Annotated in this window: 13 protein-coding genes; all 13 read right to left on the bottom strand. The window is 43.1% G+C overall.

Annotation, left to right across the window (positions count from 1 at the left end; translation table 11 throughout):
- Position 1 precedes the first annotated feature (1 nt).
- Positions 2 to 343, bottom strand: a complete 342-nt coding sequence (gene rplV / locus ABEV15_RS02735; RefSeq protein ID WP_006322652.1) for a 50S ribosomal protein L22 — start codon at positions 341 to 343, stop codon at positions 2 to 4.
- Positions 344 to 363: 20 nt separating this feature from the next.
- Positions 364 to 642: a 30S ribosomal protein S19 gene (gene rpsS, locus ABEV15_RS02730; protein WP_004888674.1), complete on the bottom strand. Its 279-nt coding sequence runs from the start codon at positions 640 to 642 to the stop codon at positions 364 to 366.
- A 57-nt stretch (positions 643 to 699) separates the two neighbouring features.
- The gene (gene rplB, locus ABEV15_RS02725; RefSeq protein ID WP_004888673.1) at positions 700 to 1530 is read right to left on the bottom strand and encodes a 50S ribosomal protein L2; all 831 of its coding nucleotides are present in this window, start codon (positions 1528 to 1530) and stop codon (positions 700 to 702) included.
- 27 nt (positions 1531 to 1557) lie between these two features.
- Positions 1558 to 1845, bottom strand: a complete 288-nt coding sequence (gene rplW / locus ABEV15_RS02720; protein ID WP_004888670.1) for a 50S ribosomal protein L23 — start codon at positions 1843 to 1845, stop codon at positions 1558 to 1560.
- Positions 1845 to 2468 carry a 50S ribosomal protein L4 gene (rplD, locus tag ABEV15_RS02715; protein WP_064213999.1) on the bottom strand — a complete coding sequence of 208 codons (624 nt, stop codon included), beginning with the start codon at positions 2466 to 2468 and terminating at the stop codon, positions 1845 to 1847. The genes rplW and rplD overlap by 1 nt, the downstream gene beginning before the upstream one ends.
- 27 nt (positions 2469 to 2495) lie before the next feature.
- Complete coding sequence (rplC, locus tag ABEV15_RS02710; protein ID WP_004888665.1) at positions 2496 to 3122, bottom strand: 50S ribosomal protein L3; 627 nt, start codon at positions 3120 to 3122, stop codon at positions 2496 to 2498.
- A gap of 23 nt (positions 3123 to 3145) precedes the next feature.
- Positions 3146 to 3454, bottom strand: coding sequence for a 30S ribosomal protein S10 (gene rpsJ, locus ABEV15_RS02705; RefSeq protein ID WP_009361489.1), 309 nt, complete (start codon positions 3452 to 3454; stop codon positions 3146 to 3148).
- Positions 3455 to 3734: 280 nt separating this feature from the next.
- Entirely contained in the window at positions 3735 to 4922 is a 1188-nt protein-coding gene (tuf, locus tag ABEV15_RS02700) for an elongation factor Tu (RefSeq protein ID WP_075039515.1), read from the bottom strand.
- Between the two features lie 121 nt (positions 4923 to 5043).
- The gene (gene fusA / locus ABEV15_RS02695) at positions 5044 to 7122 is read right to left on the bottom strand and encodes an elongation factor G (protein WP_004888659.1); all 2079 of its coding nucleotides are present in this window, start codon (positions 7120 to 7122) and stop codon (positions 5044 to 5046) included.
- A 134-nt stretch (positions 7123 to 7256) separates the two neighbouring features.
- A complete protein-coding gene (gene rpsG / locus ABEV15_RS02690; RefSeq protein ID WP_004888658.1) occupies positions 7257 to 7727 on the bottom strand; it encodes a 30S ribosomal protein S7 in 471 nt (156 codons plus the stop codon).
- Between the two features lie 44 nt (positions 7728 to 7771).
- Positions 7772 to 8194, bottom strand: coding sequence for a 30S ribosomal protein S12 (rpsL, locus tag ABEV15_RS02685; RefSeq protein ID WP_003397652.1), 423 nt, complete (start codon positions 8192 to 8194; stop codon positions 7772 to 7774).
- Between the two features lie 102 nt (positions 8195 to 8296).
- Positions 8297 to 8545 (bottom strand): 50S ribosomal protein L7ae-like protein, encoded by a 249-nt coding sequence (locus tag ABEV15_RS02680; protein WP_004888656.1) that lies wholly within the window; start codon positions 8543 to 8545, stop codon positions 8297 to 8299.
- Between the two features lie 125 nt (positions 8546 to 8670).
- Positions 8671 to 12270, bottom strand: coding sequence for a DNA-directed RNA polymerase subunit beta' (rpoC, locus tag ABEV15_RS02675; RefSeq protein WP_498852314.1), 3600 nt, complete (start codon positions 12268 to 12270; stop codon positions 8671 to 8673).
- Positions 12271 to 12280: the final 10 nt, after the last annotated feature.

Genomic DNA, 12280 nt, shown 5'->3' with positions numbered 1-12280 from the left:
ATTATCCCTCCTTCTTTTCTGAAACAACGATCGTGATATGGCTTGTGCGTTTGTTAATTGCGCTCGCACGACCTTGTGCACGAGGACGGAAACGTTTTAATGTTGGTCCTTCGTTCACATAAGCTTCTGTAACAACGAGCTTATTAACGTCCATGTCATAGTTGTGTTCTGCGTTTGCCACTGCAGATTTTAATACTTTCTCGATAATCGGAGAAGCAGCTTTTGGCGTATGACGAAGAATCGCAACTGCTTCACTAACTTGCTTTCCTCGAATTAAATCAATCACTAAACGAGCTTTACGAGGAGCAATTCGAACCGTTCTAGCAACAGCTTTAGCTTGCATAAATGAAGCCTCCTCTCATATTAACGTTTTGTTTTCTTGTCATCAGCAGCGTGACCTTTGTACGTGCGCGTTGGCGCGAACTCACCGAGCTTATGACCGACCATGTCCTCTGTGATGTAAACTGGAACGTGTTTGCGACCATCGTAAACAGCGATTGTGTGACCAATGAATTGTGGGAAAATTGTCGAACGACGAGACCATGTTTTGATCACTTGTTTTTGTCCAGTTTCATTCAATTTCTCGATTTTTTTCATTAAATGATCATCACAAAAAGGACCTTTTTTCAAGCTGCGACCCATAAGTGAACCTCCTTTCGTGATTGCTCTACGGTTCTTTTGAACCGTAGCTCAACCCCGTTATTTTTTACGACGACGTACGATAAATTTATCGGATTTGTTTTTCTTCTTACGCGTTTTGAATCCAAGAGTTGGTTTGCCCCATGGAGTCATTGGAGACTTACGTCCGATAGGTGCTTTACCTTCACCACCACCATGTGGGTGATCAACAGGGTTCATAACGGAACCACGAACAGTTGGACGAATACCTAACCAACGAGCGCGTCCAGCTTTACCAATGTTCACAAGCTCATGTTGTTCGTTACCAACTTGACCGATTGTTGCACGGCAAGTTGCTAAAATCATGCGAACTTCACCTGAAGATAAACGAACAAGTACGTATTTACCTTCTTTACCTAGCACTTGTGCAGATGTACCTGCAGCGCGTACTAATTGTCCGCCTTTACCAGGTTTTAATTCGATGTTATGAATAACTGTACCAACTGGAATATTTGCTAAAGGTAATGCGTTACCTACTTTAATGTCCGCATCTGGACCTGACATAATTTCCATGCCAACTTCTAAGTTTTTCGGTGCGATGATGTAACGCTTTTCACCATCAGCATAATGAATTAGCGCGATGTTTGCAGAACGGTTTGGATCGTATTCGATTGTAGCAACGCGTCCTGGAATGCCATCTTTATCGCGTTTAAAGTCAATAATACGGTATTGACGCTTATGACCGCCACCTTGGTGACGAACAGTTAATTTACCTTGGTTGTTACGACCGCCTTTTTTCTTTAAAGGCACAAGCAACGATTTTTCCGGCTTATCTGTTGTAAGCTCAGAGAAGTCTAAAACCGTCATACCACGACGACCGTTAGACGTTGGCTTATATTTTTTAATCGCCATGTCCGTTTCCCTCCTTCACTTTTAAACTTATACTTCAAATAGTTCGATCTCTTTGCTGTCTGGCGTTAATGTAACAATCGCTTTACGACGACGATTTGTTAATCCGCTATAACGACCAACACGTTTGAACTTTCCTTTATAGTTCATAATGTTGACCTTTGCTACTTTTACGCCGAAGATCGCTTCGATCGCATCTTTTACTTCCGTTTTGTTCGCTTTTACATCAACTTCGAACGTATATTTTTTCTCACCCATTAACTCTGTTGAACGTTCAGTAATGACGGGGCGCTTAATAATATCGCGAGGATCTTTCATTATACAAGCACCTCCTCTACTTTTTCCACGGCAGCTTTTGTAATGACAAGCTTGTCGTGGTTGAGTACATCAAGAACGTTAATTCCGCTTGCTGTTACGACTGTAACTCCTGGGATGTTGCGGGCTGAAAGAATGACGTTCTCGTTTGCATCTGCTGTTACAATTAACGCTTTGCGATCAACAGAAAGGTTGTTTAAAATTTTAACCATTTCTTTTGTTTTCGGTGCTTCAAGCGTTAAATTGTCTAATACAACGATGTTGTTTTCAAGCACTTTTGAAGATAAAGCTGATTTAATTGCTAAGCGACGAACTTTTTTCGGAAGTTTGTAGCTGTAGCTGCGTGGAACTGGACCAAATACAATACCACCGCCGCGCCACTGTGGAGAACGAATCGATCCTTGACGAGCGCGTCCAGTACCTTTTTGACGCCATGGTTTACGGCCACCGCCGCTTACTTCTGCACGATTTTTTGTTTTATGAGTTCCTTGACGCAAGGAAGCACGTTGCATAATTACCGCTTCAAATAACACATGTTTGTTCGGTTCAATACCAAATACGGCATCGTTTAATTCGATTTCACCGATGTTTTCTCCGTTTTGGTTGTACAATGCTACTTTTGGCATTGGGTGTTTCCTCCTTTCTTAAAGAAATTATTTCGCCTTAACCGCGCTTTTAATGATAACAAGCCCTTTGTTTGGACCTGGTACGTTTCCTTTAATTAAAATTAAGTTGCGTTCTGGATCCACTTTGACAACTTTTAAGTTTTGTACTGTTACTCGCTCGCCACCCATGCGACCTGGAAGCTCTTTTGATTTGAATACACGGTTTGGAGCGATTGGACCCATTGAACCAGGACGACGATGATAACGAGAACCGTGCGCCATTGGTCCACGAGATTGTCCATGGCGTTTAATTACACCTTGGAAACCTTTACCTTTTGACGTTCCTGTGACGTCAACGATTTCACCTTCGTTGAAAATGTCCACTTTTACTTCTTGACCTACTTCATATTCTGCAAGATTCACACCACGAATTTCACGAATGAAGCGCTTAGGTGTGGTGTTTGCCTTTGCAGCATGACCCTTTTGCGGCTTGTTCGCTAATTTCTCACGTAAATCTTCAAAACCTAATTGAATCGCTTCATAACCGTCGTTTTCAATCGTTTTCTTTTGAAGAACTACGTTCGGAGTCGCTTGAATTACCGTTACAGGAATAAGATCCCCGTTTTCAGCAAACACTTGAGTCATGCCGATTTTTCTTCCTAAGATTCCTTTCATCTTTCACACCTCCTATATAGCAATTACAACTTGATTTCAATATCAACACCAGACGGTAAGTCTAAACGCATTAAAGAATCTACTGTTTGTGGAGTCGGATTGACGATGTCAATTAAGCGTTTATGTGTGCGCATTTCGAACTGCTCACGAGAGTCTTTGTATTTATGAACCGCACGCAAAATCGTGTACACCGTTCTTTCAGTTGGTAACGGAATCGGTCCAGATACAGTTGCGCCTGAACGCTTTGCAGTTTCCACAATTTTCTCAGCAGATTGATCAAGAATTCGATGATCATACGCTTTTAAACGAATACGAATTTTTTCTTTTGCCATTATTTTCCCTCCTTCTTCGCCTATTTTTAAAATAGACATTCTCCATGGAAATTTCCTTCACACTCGCCATGGCAAAGCGGCCGGGTGTGTCAGCAACCTTCCACTTCATCGCAGTCAAAGACCAACGTTTATTATTATATATAAAATCTATAGCTAATGCAAGTTTTTTTATTTCTTTTCTTCACAAACTGCCTTTCCCATTATACATATTTCGTCATGCATTTTCAATGGAGCAAAAAAAAATAAGTGGTCTAGCTGACCGCTAGACCACTTCCATCGATTACTCGATGATTTCAGATACAGAACCTGCACCCACTGTACGTCCACCTTCGCGGATCGAGAATTTTGTACCTTCTTCGATCGCGATTGGCGCGATTAATTCTACTGTCATTTCGATGTTGTCTCCAGGCATTACCATCTCAACGCCTTCTGGAAGTTGGATGATACCTGTTACGTCCGTTGTACGGAAGTAGAATTGTGGACGGTAGTTAGAGAAGAAAGGAGTATGACGTCCACCTTCTTCTTTTGTTAACACGTAAACTTGCGCTTTAAATTTTGTGTGTGGAGTGATTGTTCCTGGTTTTGCTAATACTTGACCGCGTTGTACTTCGTCACGAGAAACACCGCGAAGAAGTGCACCGATGTTGTCACCAGCTTCAGCTTGGTCAAGAAGCTTACGGAACATTTCAACACCTGTAACAGTTGTTGCTTTTGGCTCTTCAGAAAGACCGATGATCTCTACTTGGTCACCAACTTTTAAGATACCGCGCTCAACGCGACCTGTAGCAACTGTACCACGACCAGTGATTGAGAATACGTCTTCAACTGGCATCATGAATGGTTTGTCGATTTCGCGTTGTGGAGTTGGGATATATTCATCAACAGCGTTCATAAGCTCGATGATTTTTTCTTCCCAAACTGGATCTCCTTCAAGCGCTTTTAACGCAGAACCTTTAATTACAGGAACTTCGTCTCCTGGGAAGTCGTATTCAGATAATAAATCGCGAACTTCCATTTCAACAAGCTCTAAAAGCTCTTCATCGTCTACCATGTCGCATTTGTTTAAGAATACAACGATGTAAGGTACGCCTACTTGGCGAGAAAGAAGAATGTGCTCACGAGTTTGTGGCATTGGACCGTCAGCAGCAGATACAACAAGGATCGCACCGTCCATTTGCGCAGCACCTGTGATCATGTTTTTCACGTAGTCTGCGTGACCCGGGCAGTCAACGTGTGCATAGTGACGGTTGTCAGTTTCATACTCAACGTGTGCAGTTGAGATTGTAATTCCGCGCTCGCGCTCTTCTGGAGCAGCGTCGATTTGATCATACGCGCGTGCTTCTGCTTTACCTTGTTTCGCAAGAACTGTTGTGATTGCAGCTGTCAAAGTTGTTTTACCATGGTCAACGTGGCCGATTGTACCAATGTTGACGTGTGGTTTCGTGCGTTCGAATTTCGCTTTAGCCATTATAATATCCTCCTTAGTGTGTTTTTATTAAATATAGAATGCTCGGAAGTGAAGGTGCACAGGCACGTCCACTTCCAAGTCTTACATAAGTATTTATACTTGAACAATGCCGGAAAATCAATTATTCACCTTTATTTTTTTTGATGATTTCCTCGGCAATGCTTTTCGGAACTTCTTCATAATGGTCGAATACCATTGTGAATGTTCCGCGACCTTGTGTATTTGAACGCAATGAAGTTGCGTATCCAAACATTTCAGAAAGTGGAACCATCGCGCGAACAACTTGTGCGTTACCGCGAGCTTCCATACCTTCGACGCGACCACGACGAGAAGTGATGTCACCCATGATGTCACCTAAATATTCTTCAGGGACGATGACTTCTACTTTCATGATCGGCTCAAGCAACACAGGATCACATTTGGATGCTGCGTTTTTCAACGCCATAGAAGCAGCGATTTTGAACGCCATTTCGCTTGAGTCAACATCGTGGTAAGAACCGTCGAATAATTTCGCTTTAATATCAACAACTGGGTATCCAGCAAGAACACCGTTTTGCATTGCATCTTCAAGACCTGCTTGAATTGCAGGGATGTATTCTTTTGGAACAACCCCACCAACAATTGCGTTTTCGAATTCGAAGCCTTTTCCTTCTTCGTTTGGTGAGAACTCGATCCAAACGTGACCGTATTGACCGCGACCACCAGACTGGCGCACAAATTTTCCTTCAACTTGTGCAGATTTACGGAATGTTTCACGGTATGCAACTTGTGGAGCACCAACGTTTGCTTCTACCTTAAACTCGCGACGCATACGGTCAACGATGATGTCAAGGTGAAGCTCACCCATACCCGCGATGATTGTTTGACCTGTTTCTTGGTCTGTCCATGCACGGAATGTTGGGTCTTCTTCTTGAAGTTTTTGTAATGCTGTGCTCATCTTATCTTGGTCAGCTTTTGACTTCGGTTCGATCGCGATTTGAATAACTGGCTCTGGGAATTGCATAGACTCTAGGATGACTGGGTCTTTTTCATCACACAATGTATCACCAGTTGTTGTATCTTTTAAACCTACAGCTGCCGCAATGTCACCTGCGTAAACTTGTGCAATTTCTTCACGGTGGTTTGCGTGCATTTGTAGAATACGACCGATACGTTCACGCTTACGTTTTGTTGAGTTCAACACGTAAGAACCGGAGTTTAATGTGCCAGAGTATACGCGGAAGAACGTCAACTTACCGACGTAAGGGTCTGTCATAATTTTGAACGCTAACGCCGCAAAAGGAGCATCGTCGCGCGCTTCGCGAACTGTCTCTTCTTCTGTATCAGGAACAGTTCCTTTAATCGCAGGAATGTCGACTGGCGATGGTAAGTAGTCAACAACCCCATCAAGCATTAATTGAACGCCTTTGTTTTTGAATGCAGAACCACAGAATACAGGGAAGAATTGAACAGAAACTGTCGCTTTACGAATCGCAGCTTTTAATTCTTCTTTTGTAATTTCTTCCCCTTCTAAATATTTCATCATTAATTCTTCATCAAGCTCTGCAACTGCTTCAATTAATTTTCCGCGATATTCTTCAGCCATATCACGATAGTCTTCAGGAATCTCGATGCGCTCGATGTTTTTTCCTAATTCATCGTGATAGTGGTATGCGCACATTTCAACAAGGTCAATGATGCCTGTGAATTGATCTTCTGCACCAATTGGTAATTGGACAGGGTGCGCATTCGCTTGTAAACGGTCATGAAGCGTTTTTACAGAGTATAAGAAGTCTGCGCCAATCTTGTCCATTTTGTTTACGAAAACGATACGTGGAACACCGTATGTAGTCGCTTGGCGCCATACTGTTTCTGTTTGCGGTTCTACACCTGATTGTGCGTCTAATACCGCCACTGCACCGTCTAATACGCGCAATGAACGTTCAACTTCTACTGTGAAGTCGACGTGTCCAGGTGTATCGATGATGTTAATACGATGGCCTTTCCATTGAGCTGTTGTTGCTGCGGATGTGATGGTAATTCCGCGCTCTTGTTCTTGCTCCATCCAGTCCATCGTTGCTGCGCCCTCATGAACTTCACCGATTTTATGAACGCGTCCTGTGTAGAAAAGGATACGTTCTGTTGTTGTTGTTTTACCGGCGTCAATATGGGCCATGATTCCAATATTGCGAGTGTTTTCCAAGGAGAACTGTCTTGCCATATGGATTTTTTCTCCTTCCTTAAATGAAGTGTCGTAATTTATTTTGCATATAGGAATATAGGCGAATGAGCGATGGGCATGCTTTTTTAGTTTCAACCGCATCGCTCTCACCTATTCTTAATTTAACGAAAAAATTACCAACGATAGTGTGCAAACGCTTTGTTTGCTTCTGCCATTTTGTGTGTATCTTCGCGTTTTTTCACAGCTGCACCTGTGTTGTTAGCAGCATCCATAATCTCGTTCGCTAAACGCTCTTCCATCGTTTTTTCTCCACGAAGACGAGCGTAGTTCACAAGCCAACGAAGACCTAATGTTGTGCGGCGTTCTGGACGCACCTCAACAGGAACTTGATAGTTTGCACCACCAACACGGCGTGCGCGAACTTCAAGAACTGGCATAACGTTTTTCAACGCTTGCTCAAACACTTCCATTGGATCTTTACCTGTGCGTTCACGAATAATATCGAACGCTGTGTAAAGAATTTTTTGTGCTTTACCTTTTTTACCGTCAATCATAATTTTATTGATTAAACGTGTAACTAGCTTTGAGTTGTAAATTGGATCTGGTAACACATCTCGTTTAGGAACCGGACCTTTACGTGGCATAGTTTTTCCTCCTTTCAGTGAAAATCAGCGAGAAATGATAAATGTTATTTCTTAGCTGCTTTTGGTTTTTTCGCACCGTATTTTGAACGACCTTGCATACGGTTTGCTACACCTGCTGTATCTAAAGCACCGCGAACGATGTGGTAACGTACCCCTGGTAAGTCTTTTACACGTCCACCGCGAATTAATACAACGCTGTGTTCTTGTAAGTTATGACCGATACCTGGGATATAAGCAGTTACCTCGATACCGTTAGATAGACGTACACGGGCATATTTACGAAGCGCAGAGTTTGGCTTCTTTGGTGTCATTGTACCTACACGTGTACATACTCCACGTTTTTGCGGAGAGTAAACAGTTGTTTGAACTTTTTTGAAGCTGTTATACCCTTTATTTAACGCAGGTGATTTAGATTTCACTACCTTTTTTGTACGACCTTTACGTACAAGCTGGTTAATTGTAGGCATGGTAAATTTCCTCCCTTCACAATCAAATTCAAGCCCACACATCCAGGTGGCTCATTTTTATGCAAAAACAAAGTTTTTGTAGTAAACCCACAAAAACAGTTTTTAACGAATGATCGCAACAGCAGCCGCTCCTACATCGATTTTACATGCTTTCCCGAGCTTTTTCATCGAGTCCACTTTACAAACAGGTACATTTGCCTCTCTTGCCGCTTCTAGCACTTTATCGATAATTGCTACATCCGCATCTTCAGCAATCACGATCTCATGTACCTTTCCATCTTTCAGAGCTCGTACTGTTTGTTTCGTTCCTACAATAATTTGTTTAGCCTGTGCGACTTTTTCATAAGACATGTAACATATCCTCCAAAGTGACAGGTTTTCGGAACACCTTTATTATGTTATCACTTTCTAAGATCTGTGTCAACTATATTTTTTTCACCTATTGCTAGCGTCATTCGCTAGCAATAGGTGCATCGTTATTTCGTTGTAACTGCATCTTCGTCTTTTGTTGTTTTAATTACTGGTTTTACTTTGCGATAGCGCGCCATTCCTGTTCCTGCTGGAACAAGTTTACCGATAATGACGTTTTCTTTTAATCCAAGTAATTCATCGCGTTTTCCTTTGATCGCTGCATCCGTTAAGACACGCGTCGTTTCTTGGAACGAAGCCGCAGACAAGAATGAGTCTGTTTCAAGCGATGCTTTCGTAATTCCGAGCAGCACCGGACGAGCTGTCGCTGGTCGTTTGCCTTCCATCAACACTTTCGCATTCGCATCCGTAAATTGATGGATATCAAGTAATGTACCAGGCAATAAGTCTGTGTCGCCCACATCGATGACGCGAACTTTACGAAGCATTTGGCGAACCATGACTTCGATATGTTTGTCGCTAATTTCTACCCCTTGCATGCGGTATACTTTTTGTACTTCACGCAACAAGTACTCTTGAACAGCATTCATATCTTTGACTCTTAATAGTTCTTTCGGATCGATTGAACCTTCTGTTAATTCTTGACCACGTTCAACTTTCTGCCCTTCTTGTACTTTGAGACGTGCGCTGTAAGGGGCTGTGTACGTACGCGTCTCAACTTCACCTTGAATGACGATTTCACGTTGACGGTCACGCGCTTCATTAATCGCTACAACAACACCATCAATTTCCGAAATGACTGCCTGACCTTTTGGATTACGCGCTTCAAATAACTCTTGTACGCGCGGTAAACCTTGTGTGATATCGTCTCCTGCTACCCCACCTGTGTGGAACGTACGCATTGTAAGCTGTGTACCTGGCTCACCGATCGATTGGGCCGCGATAATACCAACCGCTTCACCAACTTCCACTTCCGCACCTGTTGCCAAGTTGCGTCCATAACATTTTTTACATACTCCATGCCGTGTGTTACATGTAAATGCAGAACGAATCCATACTTCTTCAATTCCAGCTTTAACAATGGCATTTGCGATATCTTCTGTAATCATTTCGTTTTCACGAACGAGCACTTCGCCTGTTTCCGGGTGTTTCACCGTTTTGCGTGCATAACGTCCAACGAGACGCTCTTCAAGCTTGACGATCACTTCTGTACCATCTTTTAACGCACGAATTAACGTACCACGGTCTGTGCCGCAATCGTCTTCGCGAATAATGACGTCTTGAGCAACGTCAACAAGACGGCGCGTTAAATAACCAGAGTCCGCTGTTTTTAATGCCGTATCTGCGAGACCTTTACGCGCCCCGTGCGTTGAAATAAAGTACTCGAGTACCGTTAACCCTTCGCGGAACGAAGATTTAATCGGAAGCTCGATAATACGTCCAGCTGGGTTCGCCATTAATCCGCGCATACCTGCAAGCTGCGTAAAGTTCGATGCGTTACCGCGGGCTCCAGAGTCACTCATCATGAAAATTGGATTTCGCTTATCAAGCGACTCCATTAAACGCCCTTGAATTTTATCCTTCGCTGCACTCCAAATTGAAATGACACGCTCATAACGTTCTTCATCAGTAATTAAACCGCGTCTAAATTGTTTTAGTACTGTATCAACTTTCGCTTGCGCTTCTTCTAAAATTTCTTGTTTTTCCGGCAAGACGACGATGTCAGCTACACCGATTGTAATACCTGCTTTTGTCGAATACTTAAAGCCTAGATCTTTCATGCGGTCAAGCATTTTAGACGTTTCTGTAATTTTGAAACGTTTAAATACTTCCGCAATGATGTTGCCGAGAATTTTCTTCTTAAACGGCGGAACGAGTTCGCGTTTGCGAATTTCTTCTTTCACGTTCACACCTTTATCAAGGAAGTATTTATCTGGTGTTCGTTCTTCAATGTTCTCTTGCGTCGGTTCATTAATATACGGGAATGACTTCGGCAAGATCTCATTGAAGATTAACTTTCCGACAGTCGTTACAAGCAACTTATTATTTTGCTCTTCTGTAAACGTTTCATTTTTCAACGAACCTGCATGAACAGCGATCCGTGTATGCAAATGAACATAACCGTTATGATAAGCTAGCAACGCTTCATCCGTATCTTTAAACACCATCCCCTCACCAACTGCACCTTCACGTTCCATCGTTAAGTAGTAGTTTCCTAAAACCATGTCTTGTGAAGGAGTAACGACCGGTTTTCCGTCTTTCGGGTTCAAAATGTTTTGCGCCGCAAGCATAAGTAGACGCGCTTCAGCTTGTGCTTCTGCTGAAAGCGGTACGTGCACAGCCATTTGGTCACCGTCGAAGTCCGCGTTGTATGCCGTACATACAAGTGGATGCAAGCGAATCGCACGACCTTCTACAAGCGTCGGCTCAAATGCCTGAATACCAAGACGGTGAAGCGTTGGTGCACGGTTTAATAGCACCGGATGTTCTTTAATGACGGACTCTAACACATCCCAAACTTCTGGGTGAACGCGTTCAATTTTTCGCTTTGCACTTTTAATATTATGTGCTAAGCCGCGTTCTACTAACTCTTTCATCACAAACGGCTTAAACAATTCAAGCGCCATTTCTTTCGGCAAACCGCATTGATACATTTTCAAGTTCGGACCAACAACGATAACGGAACGACCAGAATAGTCAACGCGTTTACCGAGCAAGTTTTGACGGAAACGACCTTGCTTTCCTTTTAGCATATGGGAAAGCGATTTGAGCGGACGGTTGCCTGGTCCTGTGACCGGACGGCCACGACGGCCATTATCAATGAGTGCGTCCACCGCTTCTTGAAGCATTCGCTTTTCGTTTTGCACAATAATGTTTGGTGCCCCAAGATCCAATAGACGCTTTAAACGGTTGTTTCGGTTAATGACACGACGATATAAATCGTTTAAATCAGATGTCGCAAACCGACCACCGTCTAGCTGAACCATCGGGCGCAACTCTGGCGGAATAACCGGAAGTACATCTAACACCATCCAAGCTGGATCGTTGCCAGAGTTACGAAACGCTTCTAACACCTCAAGACGCTTAATCGTGCGAGCACGACGTTGCCCTTGTGCCGTTTTAAGCTCTTCTTTTAACGTTTCTACTTCTTTCTCTAGATCGATGTCTTGCAACAGCTTTTTGATCGCTTCCGCACCCATCGAAGCTTGGAATGAATTTCCGTACTTCTCGCGATATGCGCGATATTCTTTTTCAGAAAGCAATTGTTTCTTTTCTAATGGCGTATCGCCTGGATCCGTCACGACATAAGATGCAAAGTAAATGACTTCTTCTAGCGCGCGAGGGGACATGTCTAAGACAAGTCCCATGCGGCTAGGAATTCCTTTAAAGTACCAAATATGTGAAACAGGGGCTGCTAGTTCAATATGACCCATGCGCTCACGGCGAACTTTTGCGCGTGTAACTTCCACACCGCATCGGTCACAAACGACACCTTTATAACGAACGCGCTTATACTTTCCGCAATGACATTCCCAATCTTTCGTCGGACCGAAAATGCGCTCGCAAAACAGTCCATCTTTTTCTGGTTTTAATGTGCGATAGTTAATCGTTTCAGGTTTTTTAACTTCACCATACGACCAAGAACGAATTTTCTCGGGTGAAGCGAGTCCGATCTTCATATATTCAAACTTATTTACATCTAACAAGGGGCCTACC

This window comes from Bhargavaea massiliensis, from assembly GCF_050480245.1.
Taxonomy (GTDB): domain Bacteria; phylum Bacillota; class Bacilli; order Bacillales; family Anoxybacillaceae; genus Anoxybacillus.
The sequence above is the reverse complement of the archived record's forward strand: the minus strand, read 5'-3'. Positions and strand labels throughout refer to the sequence as shown.